The 24,558-nt window shown below is 39.7% G+C and carries 15 protein-coding genes; 10 read left to right on the forward strand and 5 right to left on the reverse strand.

Annotated elements, in window-relative coordinates; all coding sequences use genetic code 11:
- Positions 1 to 2,364, reverse strand: a complete 2,364-nt coding sequence (secA2, locus tag IQ10_RS01220; protein ID WP_144448658.1) for an accessory Sec system translocase SecA2 — start codon at positions 2,362 to 2,364, stop codon at positions 1 to 3.
- A gap of 737 nt (positions 2,365 to 3,101) precedes the next feature.
- Here secA2 and IQ10_RS01225 point away from each other — a divergent pair.
- The 3 genes from IQ10_RS01225 to IQ10_RS01235 all read left to right on the forward strand — a co-directional run bounded on the left by IQ10_RS01225 (position 3,102) and on the right by IQ10_RS01235 (position 9,264).
- Entirely contained in the window at positions 3,102 to 4,805 is a 1,704-nt protein-coding gene (locus IQ10_RS01225; RefSeq protein WP_144448659.1) for an S-layer homology domain-containing protein, read from the forward strand.
- Between the two features lie 339 nt (positions 4,806 to 5,144).
- Complete coding sequence (locus tag IQ10_RS01230; RefSeq protein ID WP_144448660.1) at positions 5,145 to 7,619, forward strand: S-layer homology domain-containing protein; 2,475 nt, start codon at positions 5,145 to 5,147, stop codon at positions 7,617 to 7,619.
- A 349-nt stretch (positions 7,620 to 7,968) separates the two neighbouring features.
- Positions 7,969 to 9,264 carry a copper amine oxidase N-terminal domain-containing protein gene (locus IQ10_RS01235; protein ID WP_144448661.1) on the forward strand — a complete coding sequence of 432 codons (1,296 nt, stop codon included), beginning with the start codon at positions 7,969 to 7,971 and terminating at the stop codon, positions 9,262 to 9,264.
- Between the two features lie 123 nt (positions 9,265 to 9,387).
- On the opposite strand, the gene IQ10_RS01240 is transcribed toward IQ10_RS01235, so the two are convergent.
- From IQ10_RS01240 to IQ10_RS01250, 3 genes are all read right to left on the reverse strand, one after another.
- Positions 9,388 to 11,301 (reverse strand): copper amine oxidase N-terminal domain-containing protein, encoded by a 1,914-nt coding sequence (locus tag IQ10_RS01240; RefSeq protein ID WP_144448662.1) that lies wholly within the window; start codon positions 11,299 to 11,301, stop codon positions 9,388 to 9,390.
- 351 nt (positions 11,302 to 11,652) lie between these two features.
- Positions 11,653 to 13,302: a stalk domain-containing protein gene (locus IQ10_RS01245; protein ID WP_144448663.1), complete on the reverse strand. Its 1,650-nt coding sequence runs from the start codon at positions 13,300 to 13,302 to the stop codon at positions 11,653 to 11,655.
- A 61-nt stretch (positions 13,303 to 13,363) separates the two neighbouring features.
- A complete protein-coding gene (locus tag IQ10_RS01250; RefSeq protein ID WP_144448664.1) occupies positions 13,364 to 15,028 on the reverse strand; it encodes a M14 family zinc carboxypeptidase in 1,665 nt (554 codons plus the stop codon).
- A gap of 270 nt (positions 15,029 to 15,298) precedes the next feature.
- On the opposite strand from IQ10_RS01250, the gene IQ10_RS01255 reads away from it, so the two are divergent.
- Entirely contained in the window at positions 15,299 to 16,606 is a 1,308-nt protein-coding gene (locus tag IQ10_RS01255; protein WP_144448665.1) for a stalk domain-containing protein, read from the forward strand.
- A 173-nt stretch (positions 16,607 to 16,779) separates the two neighbouring features.
- The gene (locus tag IQ10_RS01260) at positions 16,780 to 18,018 is read left to right on the forward strand and encodes a L,D-transpeptidase family protein (RefSeq protein WP_144448666.1); all 1,239 of its coding nucleotides are present in this window, start codon (positions 16,780 to 16,782) and stop codon (positions 18,016 to 18,018) included.
- A gap of 55 nt (positions 18,019 to 18,073) precedes the next feature.
- Here IQ10_RS01260 and IQ10_RS01265 read toward each other — a convergent pair whose 3' ends face one another.
- The gene (locus IQ10_RS01265) at positions 18,074 to 19,384 is read right to left on the reverse strand and encodes an S-layer homology domain-containing protein (RefSeq protein ID WP_144448667.1); all 1,311 of its coding nucleotides are present in this window, start codon (positions 19,382 to 19,384) and stop codon (positions 18,074 to 18,076) included.
- A gap of 510 nt (positions 19,385 to 19,894) precedes the next feature.
- Between IQ10_RS01265 and IQ10_RS01270 the strand changes: the two genes are divergently transcribed.
- The 5 genes from IQ10_RS01270 (at position 19,895) to IQ10_RS01290 (ending at position 24,195) form a co-directional block, all read left to right on the forward strand.
- The gene (locus IQ10_RS01270; protein WP_144448668.1) at positions 19,895 to 20,947 is read left to right on the forward strand and encodes an FUSC family protein; all 1,053 of its coding nucleotides are present in this window, start codon (positions 19,895 to 19,897) and stop codon (positions 20,945 to 20,947) included.
- 97 nt (positions 20,948 to 21,044) lie between these two features.
- The gene (locus IQ10_RS01275; protein ID WP_144448669.1) at positions 21,045 to 21,611 is read left to right on the forward strand and encodes an NUDIX domain-containing protein; all 567 of its coding nucleotides are present in this window, start codon (positions 21,045 to 21,047) and stop codon (positions 21,609 to 21,611) included.
- 404 nt (positions 21,612 to 22,015) lie between these two features.
- On the forward strand, positions 22,016 to 22,852 hold the full coding sequence (locus IQ10_RS01280) for an STAS domain-containing protein (RefSeq protein ID WP_158639952.1): 837 nt from the start codon (positions 22,016 to 22,018) through the stop codon (positions 22,850 to 22,852).
- Positions 22,853 to 22,988: 136 nt separating this feature from the next.
- The gene (locus tag IQ10_RS01285; RefSeq protein WP_144448671.1) at positions 22,989 to 23,897 is read left to right on the forward strand and encodes a TIGR01777 family oxidoreductase; all 909 of its coding nucleotides are present in this window, start codon (positions 22,989 to 22,991) and stop codon (positions 23,895 to 23,897) included.
- Positions 23,898 to 23,934: 37 nt separating this feature from the next.
- On the forward strand, positions 23,935 to 24,195 hold the full coding sequence (locus IQ10_RS01290) for a hypothetical protein (protein WP_144448672.1): 261 nt from the start codon (positions 23,935 to 23,937) through the stop codon (positions 24,193 to 24,195).
- The last annotated feature ends 363 nt before the right edge of the window (positions 24,196 to 24,558 follow it).

Consider the following 24,558-nt stretch of genomic DNA (forward strand, 5'->3'; position numbering starts at 1 on the left):
TTATGCCTCCTCTTCTTGTTCAAGCAAATTACGAGTTGCTTTGTAAAGGTGAATACTTGCTTCACGCTGAAGTGATTTATACATCATCGTAAATAGTTCATAGCTTTCTCTTGTATATATGCGCATTGGATCTTCCTGGCTATAGCCTCGTAAACCAATGCCTTCTTTCAGGCGATTCATCTCTTCAAGATGCCCAAGCCAATGAAAATCGATCGTCATGAGTAAAATTCGTCTACTTCTATCTTGGAGATCACTATTTTCGATGAATTCTTCTAATCGTTTCACATAGTCATCAGCCGCAGCAAGAACAATTTGTTTCATTTCTTTTGAATCTTCAACGTCAGTGCTAATTTGAATGTCTGAAGGAAGGATGTAGCCAAGTCGCTGTTTAAGCTCTTGAACATTCCATTCTTCTGGAAGCAGTTCCTTTGGACAATATTGGTCTACAAATGTTTCTGCGCTTTCTTTCACCATTGGGAACAAGAGAGATAAGGCATCTTCTTGTTCGAGAGTACGATTTCGTAGATTGTAGATGACGTTTCGCTGTTCGTTGACAATGTCATCAAGCTTTAATGTATACTCACGAGCTGCGTAGTTTTGATCTTCGCTTCGTTTTTGAATACGGTCTACTAACTCGTATAATTCAGTGTTTGTGACGACACCGTGCTCATTTGTTTTTACTTCTGTGAACAGTTTTTCGAGCTCTTCTTCGCCAAAACGTTGGATCATATCATCTTCAAGAGAAATCATAATTTGTGTTTCACCTGGGTCACCTTGACGACCTGAACGTCCTTTAAGCTGGTTATCGATTCGACGGCTTTCGTGGCGTTCAGTACCAAGAACGAGTAAGCCACCTAATTCTGCGACCCCATCACCGAGCATAATATCTGTACCACGTCCAGCCATGTTAGTCGCAATCGTAACCTGTCCTTTTTGCCCAGCTAAGGAAATGTATTTTACCTCATTTTCAACACTCTTTGCATTGAGAAGTTCATAAGGTACGCCAATTTCATCTAAATACGTAGCCATTGTTTCTGACTGAATAATGGAAGTTGTTCCGATTAATACAGGTTGTCCTTTCGCATAACGAGCTTTCACTTCATTTGCGACGGCTTTGTATTTTTCATCCGCTGTTTTAAAAATTAAATCATTACGGTCTACACGAATGCGTGGTTTGTTTGTCGGAACTTGCACGACATCCATTCCGTACAGCATTTGGAATTCTTTTTCTTCCGTCTTTGCTGTACCTGTCATTCCCGATAATAGTGGATACATTCGGAAATAGTTCTGTACAGTGACCACAGCTTGCTGCTTGTTCTCTTCTGTAATGGTAACGCCTTCTTTTGCCTCTAGTGCTTGATGCAGACCATCACTAAAGGTACGACCTTCCATGATACGTCCTGTAAACATATCAACGAGCTGAACTTCACCTTCTTTTATGATATAGTCCACATCACGTTGAAACATAACACGTGCACGAAGCGCTTGAAGAACGAAATGATACAATGTTTGGTGTTCCAAATCGTATAAGTTGTCGACGCCAAACGCTCGTTCAATTTTCGTAATTCCGTCATCTGTTAAGTTCGTTGATTTCGTTAAACGGTCGTATAAATAATCCTCGTTTTCTTTGAAGCTACGAGCAATTTTTGCGCAGATGTAATATAAATTCGGGCTAACTTGCGTTTTACCAGCGATAATTAACGGTGTTTTCGCTTCATCAATTAATACACTATCAATCTCATCAATAATCGCGAAATGATAAGGACGTTGTACCCGTTGTGAAACGTTATATACCATATTATCACGCAGGAAATCAAAGCCAAATTCATTACCTACACCGTAAGTAATGTCAGCATTGTAAGCAGCTTGTTTTTCAGCTGACTGCATATTAGAGATATTAAGACCAACCGTTAAGCCTAGAAATTCGTGTACCTTACCGATTAAGTCACGGTCACGGCTTGCTAAATATTCGTTAACAGTAATAACGTGAACCCCTTTGCCTTCAAGGGCACGGAGATAACTGGGTAAAGAAGCAACAAGTGTTTTTCCTTCACCAGTAGGCATTTCAGAAATATCGCCTTCGGTTAAGACGAGCCCACCGATAAGCTGTGAATCATAATGACGTAAACCAAGAACGCGCTTAGAAGCTTCTCGGACAACCGCAAAAGCCTCGGCTGTGATGTCCTTTAATGACTTTCCAGCAACAAGCTGATCTTTAAAATAGCTTGTCTTTTCACGAAGTTGGTCATCGGAGAGTTTTTCAATATCCGATTCGAGCTGATTAATCTGATCAACAACCTTTTGGTACTTCTTGATCTTTCGTTGTTGTTCATCACCGATTAATTTTTTTAATGAACGTAACATTCTATTTTCGCTCCTAACTTTTACAATGTTTCTATTATAACATGAGATTTCTGATGATAGCGAGGGCGTTCTATCTTGCCTAGCCCTCTCAAAAAACTAGAGTTAGTAGTCTTAGATAAAGGGAATGTTTACACAAGTTTAATCTTGGTAATATCCCTATGCTAGCATCATGATAGCATACATGATTTAGGAGAGATATAGTAAATAATGTTAGATTTTTTCACTGCGTCGGCGTGGAAAAGCGAGGTCGATAAGAGGTAAAAAAGGCAAAAAAAATACGCTACCTGTTGAAAAAATACAAGTAGCGTCATGTCAACCGAACTATTACCGTAAGTTATACTCCTATATCATACCCGATTGTTACCAGTTTAAGCTAGTTTTTTTTCTGGAATTTAGCAAAAAAATTTAAGGTTATTCGGTAGAGTATCGTTTGAAGCACTTTTTCTAAGTCGACAACTTACGAAATTAATCGTTAAGTTGATATAAGTGGATAAATAGCTTAGTTTCGTTGATAAATAACTTAATACGGTTGATAAATGGTTAAATTCAGTAGATACAATACCGATATATAGTGGGATGAACTGAGAAGAATTTATCTCAAAGTTTTTTTTGATTGGTCATCAATAACCTCTTGCGAACTATGTCGAAAATAGGTACATAGCAATGTGTGAAAGAGATCCAGATCCATTAATATATACTTGTAGTCAGAAAATTCATGTAGAGGAGAGATTGTGTAAATGAAGAAAATAATGATCTTGATGCTCGTTTTCTTGCTAGCTGTTCCGATGTTTGCAGCGGCGGAAAACGACAGAGAAACATTAGATCTAAATTTTGAAGATACGAATGAAGGGTATTGGGCTCAAGAATATATTGAGCGCATGAAAGCAAAGGGTGTTTTTCAAGGGTATGAGGATGGTACTTTCCGTCCAAATGATCCCGTTACCCGTATTCAAACAATCGTAACAGCTGTTCGGTTACTTGGACTTGAAGAGGAAGCAAAGGCACAAGATTTGAGCAAGCCAGTTTTCTTTAAGGATGCAACTGAGTATTTTAAAAATCCAGGAAACCTATGGGCAAAGGGGTATGTTCTTGTTGCACTAGAGCAAGGATTGTTTGACGCGTCTGAAGATCGTCTTTCGCCAAACCAGCCTGCAAAGAGAGTATGGGTGTCTAGTATTCTCGTACGTGCACTTGGTTTAGAAGAGGAAGCTAGAGCAGCTATTACTGTTGCACCATCATTTGTTGATGCCAATCAAATTCCCGCAGGATCTGTAGGGTATGTCAACATTGCAGAAGAATATGGAATTATTACAGGTAATCCAGATGGACGTTTTTCACCAAACACAAATATTACTCGTTCACAAATGGCGGCCGTGCTAGACCGTACATATGACGGCTTGCTAGATGAACAAGGGGTAACATTTGTACGTGGTACGTTAGTTTCTCATAATGCTGAGGAAAAGTCTCTTACAATTGAACATGTAAACGGTGAACAAGTCATTACATACGCTGATGGTTTATATGTACTTTATAAGGGTCGTTTAATTCAACCATCTCAATTACAAGCAGGCGACGAGCTATCTTTATATGTATTAAATGATCAAGTCGTTGAAGCAGAAATTCTTGATTCAAATGTGACTGAGCAAGTGGTTAGCCAAGACATTCAAGAGTTTGAGATTGAAGCGAAGTATGCAAATGATGGTGAGCTTGAAATAGAGTATAAGATCCGTAAAGGTCACATTAAAGCAGAGTTAAAAGAAGAATTGGATGATTCAGAGCGTAAGGTAAAAGGCGAGCAAGCATTGAAAGAGATTCAAGCTTATGTTGATCAATGGGGCCTGACTTCTAGTATGTCTCAAGATGAGATCGTCACTCGTATTCGAGAGTCTCTCTCTACGGAAAGCGAGCTTATTAAGCTAGAAATTGAAATCAAATTTTCCGATGGTACGAAAGTGAAGTACAAAGATAAAGAAAGAGATGAAAAGAAGCACAAAGATCGTGAGAAAGACAAGCATTCTGAGTACGACTCTTACCAAGGCGTGCTTGAATTAAAAGTAGAAATTGAAACACATGACAAAGACGAACATGAATGGGAATATAAGCACGAAAAGAATGGAAAAGTGAAAGCTGGGGTTGAATCTAAAGTTTATAAAGGTAAGAAAGAAAAGTTAAAAAGTAAAGAAGCACAGGCAGCAATTGAAGCATACCTAGATTCTATGCAGCTGACTGACAGTATGACAGAGGATGAGCTTGTAGAAGCCATCTTACAAGCTGCAGGAATCAACTTTGAAAATGTGAAAGAAATAGACGTAAAAGTCCAGTTTGATTCAGGCGTGAAGCTTGAAGTTGAAAAGAAGAATAAAAAAGTAGTTGAAGAAGACAATGATGATGACGACGAAGAAGAAGTTGAAGTCGTGGAAGAAAAATTCGTCATAGCGTAAATTACTTTGTTATTTGCGACCAGCCCTTTAGGTAGAGATCGTTTCTCAGCCTAAAGGGCTTTTATCAATTATTTTATAAGACTAGCAGGATTTAGTTAGCTTACGAAAATAATGAAATAAAACTTATAAATCCTGCTACTTTCTTGTAAGTTCAGGTATTAGGGTACAAATTTTAGAAAAATGATAACGCTTACATTTGCCATAATACAGCAATAAATCCACAACTTGAGCCTATTGGTATCTTTTCAGCAGTGAATAAATAAAAGGTTAATTGTATGATATGCATATAGTTTGAGTCGCTCAACTATCATAAATTAAGTCATCTAGGAGGAATTTTAAATGGGGTATAATTCGAAGTCATATCGTAAGTTTTTAGCATCATCTGTTGCAGCGGCAGCAGTCGTATCAGCTGTAGCTCCAATCGCTCCAATTACGGCAGAAGCAGCTACTAATAAATTTTCAGATGTTAAAGCAGATGCTTGGTACAAAAATAATGTTGAGTATTTAGTAGGAAATGGTGTACTAGACGGCTTTACTGATGGAACATTCCGTCCAATAGAAAATGTGACTCGTGCACAGGCGGCAAAAATGCTTGCTGTTTCACTTGGTTTAGAAGTAATTAAAACGCCTACACTAGACTTCAAAGACACGAAAAATGACGCTTGGTATGCAGGATATGTAGCAGCGCTAGTAGATGCTGGTATTGTTGAAGGCTACGAGAATGGCACATTCAAGCCAAATGCAAGTATTACTCGTGCAGCTTTCGCTAAAATGGTTGTCGAAGCTTACAACCTTGAAAAAGACGCAACTGCAAAGGTTGAACTTAATGACTTAGTACCTGGTGCATGGTACGAAGAATATGTAACAACTCTATTCAGCCTTGGTGTTGTTGGAGGTAAAGGCGCTGGTAAATTTGAGCCTAACTCAAATGTAACACGTGCAGAATCAGCTGCATTCTTACATAGAACAGAAGTTGAAGAACAACGATTAGCCGTTGAAAAGGAAGTAGCAGAAGATACAGAGCTTGTTGTTAATTCAGTAAGTGCATCAACAACAGCTATTAAGCAAGCAGCTGATCAACAACTACAAATTAAAGTGAACGGTAATAAAACAGTAACAATTGAAGAGTTAAAAGAAGCTGGGTATGAAGTGGAGTTCTTATTCAATAGAACAGCATCTAACACTCAAAAGACTACTGGTTTATTGAATGGTGCAACAGGTGTATTCTCAGCTGACTTCAAATATGCTGTGAAGTTAACGAAAGACACAGAGACTATTACATCTGATTGGACAGATGTTAAAGTAGTAAATGCGTTAGAAGCAGTAAGTGTAAAAAAGGTTGGCTTGAAAGCTAACGGAGAAGATTTTGGTCTTGATTACATCACTTTATCTGATGAGAATGTTACAATCGCTGCAACAGAGGTAGCTAACTTCTTTGGTGAAACTGAAGATGTATCACTTCCTGAAGTAGAAAAAATCACGTCTAGCGATGTAACAGTTGCTTATTTCAGCGCTGAAAATGGTGTAATTGTACCTGTATCTGAAGGGACTGTTACATTCACAATTAAATTTGTAGGTATTGAAGAGCCAATAAATTTAACAGTAAACGTGAAGGCTGCTCAAAAAGCTGCAACCATTTCTGCTGAAAATGTAAAAGTAAAGGCGCAAGAAAATGCTGACATTGAATTTTTTGTTCTTGATCAATATAGCAAAGCATTACGTGTTGGTTCAAAAATAGTTGATGTGAAGATTGTTGATAAAGAAGGTGCGGAAGTATACAGCGCCAATGGAGTGACTGTTCCAGTTGGTGGAAAAGTAACACTTCAAAACTTCAACCAAGCAGAAGGAGTATATACTGTTGTAGCTTCTGTTACTGGAGAGGCAATTGGTTCATTTACGGTGGAAACAGTTACAATTGATCCTACTAAAGTGGACAGCTATACATTAACAGTTGCTGATAAAGCCAAAGTTGATTTAAATGGTGCTGACACTCTAGCTGTGAACGTAAATGCTTTTGTAAAAGGTGTTAAACTAACTGGTGCAGATTTAACTGCAGCTCTAGAAGGTTTACAAATACGTAGCTCTGATACTTCAATTTTAACAGTTGGAGACTTAGGAACAACATTTACTGTTACAGGTAAAAAAGAGGGTACTGCTAAAGTTGAATTGAGAAAAGTGGAAGGAGATCTTATCACAACTTTTGCTACATTGGATGTTGAAGTCGTCAACACAACTCCTCAAGTTTCTTCTCTTTCTTTCAAACAAGGTGTTACTAAAGTTAAGGGTGTAGCAAATACTCCTATCAGTGAATCTATTTCTAAAGCTAACGTTTTAGCAGCTGTAACTGCAGGCCATGATAGAGATGACAATGAAATTCTTACAGCCGAAATGATCAACAATGTAACATTTGTTGATTCAGATAAAAAAGTTATTGTGAAACTTCACGACCTTTATGGTGGTAAGAGCTTTACATTTGACGCTGAATTAGTACCCGCAGCAACACTTTCTTCAGCTGAATTTACAGTAGCTCCACTAGCTGGTGATACGCCAAGTAATGGAACACTTGTGTTAACATTCTCTGAAGCTATTAACATCGTGGAAAATTTTGATTTAACTATTGCTAATGCTAGTGATGAGACTGCAACAGTAGCAGTAAGTAATGCGCAGGTTTCTCAAGATGGTAAGACAGTTACGATTTCTGTAGATCCAGCTTCTGAACTTGCTAATGCAACTACAATTAGTGCTATTAACTTACTCGACTACAAAGGTGATGCTGTTGAACTTGCTGAGCCTGTCACTATTACTCGCCCATAAGCATCATCATAGCTAGATAAAGAAATCATTGTTTGATAGAGTTATCGCATTTATTGCGGTAGCTCTTTTTTTCTGTATGAAAGTTGGTTGGGGCAAGTTGGGCAGGAAAAGAATAAACTTTTTTATCTTGGGTTAAGAGCATAGGTTCATGAAAGTTTTCTCTGTAAGTCGGTTAGTTGCTAGTTTTAAAAATAAGGCTTATCCATTTAAGGATTGTGGTCTTATGAAAAGTTATGTGATGATAGGCTTAATTTCCTTTAAAATACGATTTTCTTTTTTATGCAGGAATTTACTTGGGAGGATCGAATTGTAAACAAGTAAGACAAATATAGAAACAGGAGTGATTTTTTTGAAACGTCTAGTCATCTGGATGATGCTTGTTGCTTGTTTGGCTATGGCATTCGCACCTTTTCAAGCAGCGGCAGCAACGAATTCGAACGTCAAAATAGTGATTGATGGAGAAGCACTAATTTTAGATCATGCTTCATCTGCCTTTGTAAAAAATAATCGTACGCTTGTACCTGTACGTGGAGTATTTGAGCAGCTTGGGTTGGAAGTAGATTGGAATGCATCTGCTAAACGTGCAACCATTAAAGGGGAAGATCTTACAATAAAAATGAAGCTTGGTTCAAGTCAAGTGGTCGTCAATGGTCAAACAATAACTGTCGATGTCCCTGTGGCAATTAAACAAAATCGTTTGTTCATTCCATTACGTTTTGTGGTAGAGGAAGCTGGATTCACAGTGGATTGGAATCAAGCAAAGCGAACCGTTTATTTGAAAAAGGAACAACCAGGTGAAATCGTTTCTGATACAGAAGCCTTTCTAAAAGATCTAATTGAAGCGAATCAAAATTTAACGAGCTACTCAGGTGATTTTTTCATTAAACAATCAATGAATATGATGGGCGAAGAGATGGAAATGGACATGAATATGCAAATGGATGTTGTCATGGATCCATTTGGGTTGTATCAATATATGACAATGACAATGGCAGAAATAGATGAAGAATATATTTCTGAATCTTATTTAACAGAAGCCGGTTTCTTTGTGTATGATTCTGCATTTGATCAGTGGATTCAGTATGATGATAGCATGTATACGGATTTACTCGGTATGTCTGAAAGTCAAATGGACCCAACGGCTCAATTTGAATTAATGCAAAGCTATATGGAAGATTTAAAAGTGTATGAACAAGAAGATACGTATGAACTTCATTTTGAAGTATCTGGCGAAGGATTCCAAGACTTACTTGATTTTATCTTAAATGCTCCTGATCTTGGTTTAGAAGAAGAGGCGCTTGAAGATTTCAATGTTGATTTCGACATTAATAGCATGTCAATCGTGACGGTTCTTGACAAAAAAACACTGTTCCCGTTATCGGAGAAAATGGATTCAGATATGACAATTTCAGTTGATGGGGAAGAGATGCACCTTGTTCAACATGCACAATCTAGTTATTCAAACCATAATGAAGTAGAGGAAATCGTCATTCCACAAGAAGTAATTCATTCAGCTATTACATTTGAAGAATATTTAAAACTAATAGAAGCTGAGTTTGGAACTGAAGGAGACGCAGAAGCTGAGTTAGGACTCGAGTTTGAGGTAGTACTAGAATCAGCAGCTAACCATTTAATCAATCAATGAAAAAAAGAGGAAGGATCTCAATTTGATCCTTCCTCTTACTATACCCACGTGACGTCAGTATTTGGCGTTGCTCACAGGACGTGCGCGAAGTTAGCGATGTTACTTACTTAGTGACGTTGTTCTTTAGAGCGTCTCAATATACAATGCAAGTGGTAAAGCAGCTCCGCCAGCGTGCATCACTTCAATCTCAATCTGATCTGTTCCTGGTCCAACAGGATAGTCAATGAGTTCAACGTAGTCTTGATTTGGTTTTAATGTAGGAATCAAATGAATCTCACCATTCACTTTAATCGCTCCACTGTATAAGCCACCTCGACCTGCTGCTTTTAAGCGAACGGTTTGGGTTCTTGCTGAATCATTTACAAGAGGGACGTTAATACGATAAGTCATTCCAAAATGACCAGGGTTCCCAATGGCTCCGTTTGTCGTGGCAAGTGAATTTCCTTCTGTGAGAAGATGATCAGTGCGTCCGTTCGAAAGGTTGTATCCTTGTTCTGGAGATCCAACTCTGTATTCTGGTAATGTTGTTTCAAGAGCTGATTGTGGCCATGCCCCGCGTGGATGTGCTGCAGCACGGTTTACTGGAACTGGCTCCGTCTTAATCGTTGTTAAATCACTGGCATTTTCACTTAAGACAGTTCGGATGATATAATTTCTTTCTTGACCAGGCGCATCAGTTTCAATCGTTATGTCATTAAGGAAACCGAGAATATATCCTGGATAAAGCTCGAATTCATCAATTAATGCAGTTTCACCAGGTTTGATTGTGATACCACGGCTGCGCTTATTTTGTAATCGGTCATTCAAGATTGCATCGGCAATCGGTAAGCCGATATCATAATTAATCCAGCTATTGCTGCTTTGTTTTGCCATACCAGTAGATGCTGGTATCGTTAGGCTGTTTGTTTCTGAAGTGTTTTCGATTGTAATACCGATATTGACCTTTTTTCCTAATTGGTTCACATGCCAACCAAATACACGATGATCATTAAGCTGTTTAGTCGTTGTGACACGATGCCAAGAAAGAGTAGCTCTTGGTGTTGGCACGACACTTGATGTAAGTGTTTCAGGGTTATCACTAACAAGCAATTGACGTTCACCAGTTAATTTGGCTTCTGGTACAAGGATCGGTGTATTCAAAGATCCTTCATGCTTTGGAAGGAACTCACTATTGAACATAAATCGATTTAAATACACATAGATTTGTTTTGTGTCATTCATAAAGCGTAGGTTACCACCTAATGCATTGACAATAAAGTGAATGGGAACATACATATCATTACCGACAAAAAACGGTGTTTCACTGGAATGAGAAGGCTCTTGGTTAACCAAAATGTTGTTTTGATTGTTTCTGAATGTAAAGACAAGTCCTTCAATTTGCATTTCAAGTGTCTGTGAGTCTAACCATTGAATCGCTGTATTCTCAAGATAACCGTAAAAGTATTTGGCTGGAATATAGTTACGTCCATTTCGAATAATCGCAGGCTCTTCCATCATGATTCTTTGGTTGTTTAAATACAGTGTATATGGCTCCGTTACAACTGATGGTGGTTTTGGTGTTTGTGTAGTGGTGATTGTAACAGACTGCTGCTGATGATTATACACGACAGTACCATCAAAATTCTCAGTAACAAAACGTAATGGTATATATGTACGATTTTGATACATAATGGATGGAGTTGTTAATGAAATACGTTGGTTATTTACTAGAGCTGTTGTTGAACCAATCGTCAAATTAATCGTTGTGTTATGACGAACGGCTCTTGCTGTTAGAGATGCTTTGTCCCAAGAGACTTGTGCATCTAATGCTTCATAAAGAGCTCGCATTGGCAAAAGTGTATGGCCATTTTTATTAAGGATAGGATCTGCAAGTTGTAATCTTTCCCCATTAATAACAATGGACATATTATCTTTTTTATACAATCCAGGTTTAATGAGTGATGTTGCTTGTGCCTCATGCATTTGGAAAGTTAGTAAAGTCGTTGTTAAAAGAGTCGTTGCAACTAAAACTGCCAAAAAACGCTTAAAAATGTGCATAGCTATCTCCTTTTGTGATACATTTTGTCAACACTCCCATCATAACACATAAAATTAGGGTGATATATAGAAAATACTGTGAAAATGTTGATTTTTCTTCCATTTAGTAGAACTGTAACATTGGATCATAATAGACGAATGTTGAGTAGAGATGAGAGACGGAGCGAGTCGGGAGTTGTCTAGTGATATTAGCGGAAAATATTGAAAAATGAGCTTTTATCGATAAAGTACTGACTTCGGTTGATAAAAGTCTGAGTATGAGTTAGACCAGAAAACCCTCGCTTAGAACGATAAATTAAAAAAGTCGATTCCGCATAGAGAGGAATCGACTAATACGAACGATTTAACTTTCTAATAGATAAATAGAGTCTTTCCCCGACCCCAATCTACCTGTGATCCCGTTACTTCGGAAATAAACCTGAGTGGTACGAGCGTTCGTCCACTTTCTACGGTCGCAGGAACATCTAACAGCACAGCTTGGCCATTCACAGAAGCATGTCTTGAATCCAGCTGCATTCTAATGACCATGTCTGCTGAGCGTCCTTCGATTGTTTTCGTGCTTGCATCCCAGTGCATGTGCAGTCCTGCTCTCTCGAAGAAGGAACGTACAGGTACGAGCATGCGCCCGTTTCGGATCGTTGGTTCTACTTGATCAAACGATAAGAGATCCCCGTTAAGTGCTGCTTTTATTTGTTGATTGGTACTAGCTTTTACCGAAGAAATGGCTGGTGAAACGACTGATAGGAAATCAATTGATACATATTCTTGTCCGTTACGAGTGAAGAGCTCAACTTGCTCGGTCATGTCACGATCATTGACGAACAGTCGTCCATTAAAAGGTGAGACGTTCATCCGTGTTTTATCATCTCTGTTTATTTGTGCACGTTTTGAATAGGCAGCATGTAAGAGATTTCTTGTATCAATATAACGTTGATTGCGTTCTCCACGTAATAAGACAACAACGTAATCATGACCATTTGAGCTGGCAAAGCTGACGAGATTGTGGCGTGATGCACTCGTATAGCCTGTTTTTCCAGCTGAAACAGATGAAGTGAAGTAGGTACTGTCTGGTCGAACAAGTGCATTCGTATTTCTCCACATCTTTGACTTTTGGCGTCCATTTCTGTCGTTAAAGCTTGCAAAGTAAGAGGGAGCACCTGCAACTTTCTTGAAAATAGGATGCTTCGCCGCTTCTTTTGCAATCAAAGCTAGGTCGGCTGGAGTTGTCACCTGCCTTGGGTGATGGTAGCCATGTGCATTCTCAAAATGAGTACGAGTTGCACCGAGCTCGCGTGCACGCACGTTCATCATCTTCACAAACGCTTGATGAGATCCAGCAATGTGCTCGGCAATGGCAACCGCAGCATCATTACCTGATGGCAGCATTAAGGCATAGAGCAGCTGCTCCAGTGTCATACGGTCACCAGGAAGCACGCCTGCTTTTGAGCTGTCAAATGGTACAGTCGCTGCACCAGGGCCAACAGTGACCATATCACTTAAGTTACCGTTCTCAATCGCTAGCAGAGCCGTCATGATTTTTTGTGTGCTAGAAGGAAACAAGTGCTGATTTTGGTTTTTAGAAAAAATCGGTGTTGGGTTATCATCTTCTAGAACGACAGCTCCTTGGGCACCGATAGCAGGATTAATGCGAAACTGGTCACTTGCTTTTGTCGGATCCTTTGGTAGGAAGCCTGCTACTACTTGTTGCGTATTGAGAGTCGGTGAACCAGAGAAACGAATGTCACCTGAACTCTTATCGATGCTAAGGCCGAGTATGGATGCAGCATCGTCAATTGTGAGATAGGACTGTTGCTTGTATGTAATGAGAGGACTACTACCTATTGACTCGATTCCGTTATAAGAATAAAAATAGGAGTCTTCATAGGCTTGGATTTGGCTAGGGGTACTAGGAATTGCTGCTTCTGCTGTACTTGATCTAAAAGGTACTAAAATAAGAAGTGATATGAGTGCAAGCATGAATACTTGTTTACACCTAAACATGAAAAAATCTCCCTCCTGGAAAAACAGCGCCAAAGTCTTAGCGCTGTTTGATCGATGCCGTTTACTCTATTTCGGCATGATTTTCTTCAAAAGCTTTTCCTTCACTATCAGTCTCAAGATGATCACTTGGAGAATCATTTTCTTCAACTATGTCAATCTCCAAACTAGCATCAAGAGATTTCTCTTCTTCAACATCAAAAGGTTCGCCTTGATTCGAGAATGAACCTTCTTTTTCCACACGATTTTCTACTACTATTTCGTTTATTGGTTGACGGGCAGGTTCATTTTCTTGTTCAATAGGCTGACTTTCTTCTACTACCATTGCTTGGACTTGAACTGTCTCAGGGACATAAGTAATCTTTACTGTACGTTCACTTGCAACCCATTCAACTTGCGCCCCGAGTGCTTCAACAATGAAGCGAACAGGGACATATGTCCGGTTATCTACTAATAGAGCAGGGACATCTAGAGCCGTTTTTTCGTCATTTACATACGCATATGGGCGGTGAACAGGTAGCCGTACATTTGTACCTGCTGATGCGATAACGACTTCACGGTTAGCTGCATCCCATTTAACTTGCGCCCCGAGTTTTTCAAAAATACTGCGCAGTGGCACGACAGTTCGACCGTGCACACTGAAAGATCCTCCCGCTTGTGGAATACGTTCACCATTTATTTCAATGGAAACAGGTGCATACGTGTTAAGGAGGCGGCTTTCAAACATTTTGTGACTTTCACGGGCAATGTAGAGGCCAACAAGTCGATTTTGATTCCAAATGCGATCAAACTGTGAAAGTGGAACATTCGTTGCCCCGACAAACGTGCCTAGCTCTGGTGTGAAAGCGGGCTTCTTATATTCCTGGATAAACCAATCCGTATAACCGCCACCTCCCGTTGAAGATGGGCGTCCCATTAGGCTGTAGCCAGTCATTTGTCCTATCGCACGAGCATGAGCACGATCTCGGGTTAGTTGAGCTCCTTGTTGATGAAAGTTCCAAAAAAGAATTTGGCCGCTGCTATGGTAGGAAACGGCCATTTCAGGCTTGATCTTTTCTGTTAGCTCAAGCACTGCTTTGACTTCTTTTGCAGAATGCGGTGCCTTCCCTTTGTAATTGGCAAAGCTTGGTTTACCTGGACTGTTGGCTAAGTTAGCCCAATTTGCGTTAAATTGACGGTTTAAGTCAATTCCTTTTCCGTTCGCTTTCCATCTTTTGAAATTAAAGCTGTTATTGTTCATGAATACGACTGAGGCATGCTCTCCAGATGGTACAGAAGGTAAGCCCTGCTGCTGGAGCATAACGCCATCGGGATTGATCATTGGAACGAACCACATTTGGTGCTTATCAAGCAATGACCTTACATCGTATCCGCCGATTGATCTACGCTCACTGTAAGCTTTTGCATATTGATCAATCATGTACATCGTTAAATTAGTCGTGATCCATTCACGGGCGTGGTTTGAGCTATTTATATAGGAAGTAGAGAGACCATTTCCGAGAGAAACGGCATAGATTGGTCGTCCAAATTCACTTTCACCAATGATGTGATACTCGATTAAACCAGGGTATGTATCAGCAAGCGTCTTGATATCTCGCTCCATTTGTTGATAAGAATAAACTTGTTTTGGATTCACAATAGATGCTTTTGCAAACGTGGATGGTAGAAGCATAAAAATGAGTAGAGTAAACAGCAAGATAAGTGAGAAGCGTTGTCTAGGTGATACCATAAAAGGTCACGTCCTTATCAAATTCTGTAAAAAAATGAGACTACTTGTAGATTAATAGGTTCTCCTAATAGAAGTCAATCACAAATTATGGGATGAGTGTGAAATAGTGACGAATAATGTTGGATTTCTAGTTTCTTTCTCGAATAAAAAGGGAATTGATTCTTAAGTAGGTTTTTAACATATTTGTGCAGAATTAAATAACTGTAAAAATGTAGAAAAAATAATTTCGCTTCTTATTACATTAAATAGAAGAGTGTAGGAGGGATAGAGATGACTCGGTATATCGCAATGGTTTTGCTCATGTTTATCGTCATTAGTGTAGGAGGGAAAGCTGATGCTTCAAATGAGAACGTACGGGTTTACGTCGATCAGCAACTACTTCAGATGAAAAAGGATGTGCAAGTGAAGCAAGGCACCACCTATATTCCGATGAGACCTGTCTTTCAAGCACTAGGGGCAGGTGTGAAATGGGATTCTGCATCAAAATCAGTTAGCGTTGTAAAAGATGGTCACAAAGTCGAGATTCCCGTTGGAAGGCACCATGCATACATAGATGGGAAGCTGTTTACCTTATCGACTCCTTCTTTTATTGAATCACAAACAACTTATGTTCCACTTCGTTTTGTTTCAGAAGCACTTGGCGCTGCTGTTAATTGGGACCCAGAAGCAAAATTAATTAGGGTTGTGGCTGATGCACCAGAAAGTACACTTGAGAATACGATGTCTCAGTCACCTTCTATTGCTTCTCTTTGGATCGGTGACTCTGTTGATCAAGTAATAACTAGACTTGGAGAACCAATGGCGACAGTTGGGAGTGCCTATTCCTTTGAATGGCTTATCTATCAAGTAGGTGATGGTCATATTCATATTGGGATTGAGGATAAGAAGGTTGTTGCATTCTACACAAATAGTCATTCACTTGTTCGTCACCTTCCATTCCATGCATCGTTAACACGAGAGGATATTCTCGCACAAGCAAGTATGCCACCAGTTCATACGATTGCAAAGAAAGAACAAGTTTTTCGCTATAATGGAAACAGAGAATGGAATATTTTTGAAGGAAATGGGTTTTATTTCACATTATTTTATGATATATTACGTAACAATCATGTAACAGCGATTCAAATTATTGCAAAAGACGTGGAAATGGCTCAGCTAAGCTACTTTGGAAAAGCGACTGAGGAGCTCCGCGCTTCATATGAAGAGCATATGTTTCATTTAATACAAGCAACACGTTTAAAAGAAGGAAAGGGAGCACTTGTCTGGGACGATAAAATAGCGATAACAGCTAGAAAACATAGTGATGACATGGCAGTAAATGAGTACTTTAGCCATACAAACTTAGAAGGATTGTCTCCGTTTGATCGTTTTGATCGTGACGGGATTGTGTTTCAATCTGCAGGAGAAAACCTAGCGATGGGGCAGTTTCATCCAATCTTTGCTCATCAGGCGCTGATGAATTCTGATGGGCATCGTCGCAATATTCTTGCGCCCACATTTGAGCGGGCTGGAGCAGGCGTCGCTTTCCGCGGTGATAAGCCATACTACACGATTAATTTTTACAAACCTTGGAAGTAGGTGAATAGAAAACGTTGATGAGCCTATGCGCGCAACCTAGGATGAGAAAGCCTTATTCTTTTTCTTGGTAACTAACTAACGTTTTAACAGAAAAATAGTAGTCATATATTTACTAGAAGCTTAATAGATTAATAGAGAGAAAAAAGAGAGAGATAAGAAAGATGGGGAAAATGATGAAAAAATGGATATTTGCTTTTATGCTCATGCTTGGGGTCATGGCGATATTTGTGCCGAAAATGACAGAGGCTGCCTCAACAGGGCAGCTAATCATTATTAATAAGTCGACGAATGAACTAGCATTCTTTGAAAATGGGGAGCTTATTCGCGCCTTTCCTGTAGGAACAGGTAGAACCACGGATTTGACACCAGAGGGGCGCTTTCCGATTGTGAATAAAATTAAAAACCGTCCTTATTACAAGGATGGTATTCCTGGTGGAGATCCAAGAAATCCGCTTGGAGATCGCTGGCTCGGCTTAGATGCACGTGGAACGTATGGAACAACGTATGCAATTCATGGGAATAACAATTCGGCTTCTATCGGAAATTATGTGAGTGCTGGCTGTGTCAGAATGCATAATAGCGATATTCGTTGGCTCTTTGATCGAGTTAAGCTCCAAACAGATGTCGTCATTGTTCGTTCATCGAGGACATTTGAGCAAGTGGCTACAGCAAATGGCTATAACCTACTTCCTCCTATTAAAGTACAAGTAGATGGCAAGGCTATTCATGTGAGCGCAGATCCATTTATGCGTGATAATCGTGTTCTTGTTCCAATGCGCTCGATTTTTAATGCGCTTGGTGCATCAGTCAGGTGGAATGCCCAAACAAAAACTGTGACCGCTTCAAAGGACGGGAAAAACATTCAATTAACCATCGGCTCAAAACGAGCAAAAATAAACGGGCAGACGTATTTGCTTGATGTGGCACCGTCTATCGAAAACAACCATACATTTGTCCCAACACGTTTTGTCAGTGAAGCTCTCGGGGCAACAGTCCAATGGAATAAAGCAAGTCGCACTGTTTCGTTAACATCACCTAAAAAGCCAGACCCGGGCCCAACAACGAGACCGATTAATGTAACGTTAAACGGTAACGCCGTTGCTGGTGATGCGTTTATGATAGAAGGTGTGGCAATGGTACCAATGCGCAATATTTTTGAATGGCTCGGTGTAAGCTTCACCTATAACTCTCAGTCACAAACTGTTCATGCTTCACATCAAGGAAGAACGATGATCGTAACTGCAGGTGAAAAAACAGCAACGATCAATCAACTAAGCACTACCTTACCTGCAGCACCTATTATTAAAGAGGGTCGCTTGTATCTGCCAGCACGAGCTGTGACCGAAACATTCTCTGGCGGAATTTCTTGGGACGCAGCTACGAATAAACTTCATATTACGGTTAATCAATAGATTCCACCAAAGTTAAAAGAACCAGCCTAGGCACAAGTCCTAAGCTGGTTCTTTCTTAACGCTGTTGACCGAGGTGATAATAAGAACGGACAAGAAAAGCAGCAAATTGTGATCTCGTTGTTTCTGTATCTGGTCTAAAGGTGTGATCTGGATATCCTGTTGTGATATTGGAAGAAACAAGAGCATCAACATATGGATGTGCCCAATGAGAAGCAGACACGTCATTAAAAGTCGCGGATGCCTCGTCATCCTCCTGTAAGTTAAACGTAACGGTTAATACTTTTGCCATCTGTGCTCTAGTTAACGGGGCATCAGGATAGAACCTCTCTGCTTGATTAAAGACACCAGCCTGCGTGAGCTTAGCAATCGCATAATATGCATCATCTGACTCACTAACATCGGCGAAACCAGGATCTTCAGGTATTGATTGATCGAACGGGATTAACTTTAACAAAGCTTCAGCTGTTTCCGCTCTTGTAATCGGCATGTGTATGCCAAAATGCGTATCTGAAATACCGTTAAGAATCTGTTGGTTGACGAGCAGTGAAATGTCTGAATAAGCCCAGTAGCTCTCAGGGACGTCTTCAAATGTAATCATTGGTTTTGTTTGAAACGACGTAATAAAAGCATTCGCAATCTGTTCATATCCCTCAATTGAAGGATGTATGTCCGTTTGATTAGGCAAATAAGTAGTCACATCATAATCAAAAATACCTTCTAGCGGAACGAAATGGACATTGTTTTCAGTTGCTGTTAGCTGAATCGTTCCATTTAGTGCTTGAAATATGGAATCTAGCTCTGCAAGTTGCTCTTTAGCAAGGTACGGGAACGCTTGATAATAGCCTGATATATAAACGGCTGCATCAGGATTAAGTCTTTTAATCGTTTGAAATAAGCGTGATAGATTTTCTTTTTGCTTTGCTAGAGTCTGTACAACCTTCTTTTGGTCAACTGTAATTGTACCTGTTTCAAAGTTGACATTAGCTTCGCGCAAAATGTCATTTGCGCCGACAGTGATCGTAATCAATGTCGCATTACGAATCGCATCTTGTATTTTTGTGCCAGCAACTTCACGGTTGTTTAGTAGATCATCAAGTACGTTTTGTGAAGTATAGCCTGGAACGGCAAATTGATTCGTATAGCTTCCAAGTAACTGTTGCTCCTCAAAATAAGAGGCAATCAAATCTGTATAGCCTGTATCAATTTCTTGATAGGGGCTTTGACCAGCAGCTAAGGAATCGCCTAATGCCACATAATGCACCTCATTTGACAATACTGCTTCTGCAGTAGCTGGAACAATACTTCCAACGAAAAAAGCTAATGCAATGAAAAAAGCAATATACTTCTTTAAATACTTGCTCCTCAAACCGTTCACTCCCTTAACGCAATAATGATAACCAATCTAATATATTCTCTAAATACCAAAAAAAACCTTTAATTACATAAAAAAATGTGAAAGTTTGTAGTCAGTCCATTCATTGTCTCACAATTATTCCATAGAAAGAAGGGAAAAACGTCATACATTTGAGTCCTAACTCTTTAAAAAAACGGAAAAGTGACAACCATTGTTTTAAGCAAACATGCCGAAAAATTACATTTTCTATTTCGTTTTTCTTATGCTAAAGTATTCTTAACAAAAAGAGATGTTAGCGAGACCTTTGCCAAATCGCTGGTGATGGTCTTTTTTTCAAATGAGAAAGCATAACATTCGATGATGTCTAGCTAAAGCGCCTAGCCGCTCGAGGTCATTTCAGTCTGCAATGGGTTGCCTAAAAGCTTGCAACACAAGTAGCAGCCTTTTTAATGCTTGTCGCGGCTGGTCAAGGCTGTTTTCGCTCTTCTTGCTAGATTGTATTTGAAATAATGGAGGAAAACGATGACGTTAGGTCCACGCGTTTTAAAAACAGGAATTGCTGTGACGCTCGCTTTATATATATGCTCGATGCTTGGGTTAGAGCCTGCTGTATTTGCGGGTGTTGCTGCTGTATTTGCCATACAGCCTTCGATTTACCGCACATGGAAACAACTGTTAGACCAAATGATTGCCAATACGATGGGTGCAGCGATAGCACTATTTGCGATTCACTTTTTAGGAGATAACCCGATCACCATTGGTCTTGTTATGATACTTGTGATTGCGCTTAATCTAAAAATGAAAATGGAAAGCACAATCCCGCTTACGCTTGTCACTGTGCTTGCGATCATGAGTGCACCAGGTAATGAAGAAATTCTTTTTACGCTGAATCGCTTTTTAATTATTTTGGTCGGGATAGGCTCTGCTATGGTTGTGAATCTCGTTATTCTCCCACCTAAATATAAAAAAACGTATCTTGAAAAAGTGCATGCTGTCTTTCAAAATATGTCTCTCTTAATGAGAACGGCGATTTCAAATGAGATGACTGAAAAATCATTTCAAGCACACGTCAATAAATTAAATACAGACATTCAAAAGCTAGAGGATCAGTATAAAATATTCGACGAAGAAAGAGGGAAGATGTCGAAGCTCAATCCACTAGATGTTCGGGAAATTGTTGTCTTTAAACAAATTCTCAAGACCCTGCAGCAAGGAGAGCAGCTGTTAGAAAACATTGATGAACATTATTTTCAAAGTCAGACCAATGATCTTGAGAATAAATGGTTTGACGAATATCTTGAAGACTTAGTTAAATACCATGAATACTTATTTTTGAAGTATGAGGGAAAAGTAAAAGAGAACGACTATTATAGTGAATTCGACGTGTTAAAGAACAGCGAGGCATTTTTCAAGCGAAATCTTGAGATCTATAGTGAGAATGAAGACCAAAGACTACGGATGATGATCATTGTTTCTTCGATTGTAGAATACACCTTCCATTTAAGACGATTAAATCAATTAATTGACCAATATCATAAAGTGGCTGAACGAAAAGGGAAGAAAAAGAAGGCATGAGCTTGAAAGATGAAGATCTCGTCCTCCTATGCGATAATAGTAAGAGGTTGAAACGTTTACTATTATCTTTTCAGGTGGAAAGTAAAGGAGATACAGAATGGAAGCTCAATATTGTTTGTCTTGTGGGACTCATTTAGAAATTCGCAATATGGGTGGAGAGGATCGGAAGGCCTGTCCTAGCTGTAGCTTTGTTTTTTGGGGGAATTATAGTATCGGTGTCGGCGCGCTCATCATGAAGGATCATAAAATCCTCCTTGTCCGCCGCTCGCAGGAGCCTGGCAAAGGGCTATGGACGAATCCTGGTGGCTATATCGAGCAGCATGAGCCAATCGAAAAAAGTATTGTTCGCGAAGTATTCGAGGAAACAGGCGTCACTGCTAAAGTGAGAGGAATTGTCGCAGCTGGAGACATGCCGCGAAACGTCCATAACGTATACCTTGTCTTTTTAATGGATTACGTCGAGGGAGAGCCCAAGCCAGATAACGTCGAGGTTGATGGCGCTGGATTTTATAGTATAGAAGAAATGGAATCAATGAATGTCGCAGGACTGACTCGCAGGCTTGCGGACATCGCCTTTTCTAGCCCTTCACAAGGCTTGATCCCTGACCCAAATCCAGTCGAATCATTACCAGGCTACGGATTGTACCGAATCGAACGTATATAAGATGTCAAAAAGCTGTTGAAAACATGATTTCAACAGCTTTTTTCGTGCTTGTGGTGATTTGTTAGAGGAAAAAGCATTTTATTAGCGAAATAAGGCATTTATTATCCAACTGGAGCTTGTTTATTATCTGAACTAAGCCTCTAGAAAATTTTTTTAAAAAACGAGTTTCAATGAGGGTAAGAACGGGTAAGGAACGATAATTAAATGGACTAGGAGGAGCTGTTTTATGCGTTAAATGGTTGAGTATTCCTATATAAAAGGGCATTTGGAGCACGTTATTACATACTTAATGAACAAATAATTGTTTACCCAGTAACACTGTTTTGATGTTCAACGGTGTTATTTGTGTGTTGGGCCAATTATTACTTACTATTTTTTTAGATCGATACAAGGAGGCTATGACATTGGAATCACAGACTATTATAGGCGATTATATTATTGAAGTAAGTTATGAGCTTTCGCAGAAAATGAATGAGGACTTAGATAAAGAATTTATTCAAACCATCATATCGCAACAAGAGCTTGAACAATTAAATGAGTGGAGAGCTCAATTTCTCAGTTATATTGGGGAAGCGATTAAGGAAAAGAATAAAGAAGTAACTTGGGATCAAGTGACGGAATGGGCTAGAACGACTGGTGAATCAGCTGTTGAGAGAGAGATTTCATTGGATGAATCATTAACGACGCTGACATCTTATCGAATTGTGATTTGGAATGCTATTTTAGAAAAGCTAAATGAAGTGAGTTTGTCGAATGAGGAGTTAATTGACATTGGTTTTATTATCGACTCGCTCGTGGATCATGCTGGAAGTGTGTTCAGCACTTCTTTTGTAGAATATCATCGTAATACAGTTGATTTAGCACAAAAAGCGGTTTTTGAATATTCGGTTCCAGTTGTTGGTCTATCAGATTCCGTGGCGATTCTTCCCCTAATAGGAGAGCTTGATACGAACCGAGCAAGATTACTAAAAGAAAACGCATTATACAATTGTGTAGAATTAGGTAATTCGATTTTGATCATTGATTTATCTGGTGTCCCAATTGTTGATACGATGGTTGCCAATGAAATTTTTCAGGTCGTTAGTTCACTAAAATTGATTGGGGTACAAACCATTTTAACAGGAGTACGTCCTGAAATCGCGCAATCAATTGTGAAGCTAGGTCTTAATTTTAAAGGGGTCACGATTAAAAGTAGTCTGAAACATGCAATAGTAGAGTTACAATCAAAAGGTGAGTTTTAATAAACAAACACGCAAAAAGAGTTGGGTTTGTTTTGTCTTACTAAAAGCGACCATCTAGTACCTATTGACGCAAAAGGATGATATGCTAAGGTCATAAAACTTCTAGACCACACTTTAGAAAGAAAGGCTTGATTCGATGAGCAAAAAAATTGTCCTTGCGGGCGGCTCGGGTTTTTTAGGGAAATCATTAGCTACATTTCTAACGAATAAAGGCTATCAGGTAGTCATTTTGACGAGAGGAAAATCAGGATCAAGTGATGGTGTCACATATGTACAATGGGACGGGAGCAAGCTAGGCGAATGGGCAGCTGAAATAGAAGACAGCTATGCCGTTGTTAATTTTACAGGGAAAAGTGTCAACTGCATCTATACAAAATCAAATCGCGAAGAAATCGTCTCATCAAGGCTAGACTCTGTACGTGTTTTACAAGAGGCAATCCGAACTTGTATAAATCCACCTCAAGCCTTTGTCCAAGCAGGCTCTCTAGCGATATTTGGTGATACACGAGAAGTGTGCGATGAAAGCTCCCCTCATGGAAGTGGATTCTCTGTTGATGTATGTGAACAGTGGGAAGAGGCCTTTTTTAAGGTGTCATTCGCAAAAACGCGGCAAGTGTTACTTCGAATCGGCTTTGCATTAGGCAAAGACGGAGGTGCCCTTGAACCCCTTGTCAAATTAACTCGGCTGAACCTTGGTGGGACGGTCGGGTCAGGGAAACAATATATTAGTTGGCTACATATCGATGATTTAAATGAAATGTTCCTTCAATCAATTGAAGATAATCGATTTGAAGGAATCTATCATGCAACGGGGGTCAATCCCGTCACGAATAAGGAATTTATGAGTACGTTAAGAAAGGTACTCGGCAAAGGCTGGGCGCCTCCAGCGCCAACGCCATTTGTCTGGTTAGGCGCATATGCCGTCATGAAAACGGAGCCGAGCTTAGCTTTAACAGGACGAAATTGCATACCAAGACGCCTGCAGGATCACGGGTTCACCTTTCAATATACAAATCTAGAGGAAACGTTGAAGGATTTGGTATAATTATGAAAATGTTATATTTATGAAAGGAGTCTATTAAATGAATACTGATTATCAATCATTTCTAGCAGGGATGTTCATTTGTGGCGAGCTTGCCGTTCCAACTGTCGTCACCAAAGAAGACGTGAAGCTTGTCGTAGATCTGCGTGCAGAAGCAAGTGAAGGCGTTGTCGGTGACCAGGTTGATCGGGTCCATGTTCCTTTAGTGAATGGAGAACCAAACCAATCGCAGCTTCTATCTGAGGCGATTGGTCATGTCGTCAATGCGTATCAAGAAGGAAAACGAGTCGTCCTCCACTGAAAAGGCGGACAAAGCCGCGCAGGTAGCGTGGCAATCGGAGCATTACTAGCTCTTGATGCTGCTGACTCGCTTGAGCAAGCGACGCAAATGGTTGCAAACATACGCCCGGGGCTGGACATCCATCCCGAGTTCGTGAAAGATTTACAAAAGCTGTTTCCTAGCAAGTAATCTGGCAAGAAGAAGCTACCTTATAATGACGAGGTAGCTTTTTTGTGGAGAGAGCGACGTGTGGCGAAATTTGTCGATTAGTCGATAAATGCGGTTGTTAGACTGAATTAAGCGGAGTTAGACCGAATTAAGTAGCAGTTAGACTGAATAATGCGGAGTTAGACCGAATTGAGTAGCAGATCGACCGAATGATGC

Source organism: Halalkalibacter nanhaiisediminis (genome assembly GCF_007830185.1).
In the GTDB taxonomy this organism is placed as follows: domain Bacteria; phylum Bacillota; class Bacilli; order Bacillales; family Bacillaceae_D; genus Halalkalibacter; species Halalkalibacter nanhaiisediminis.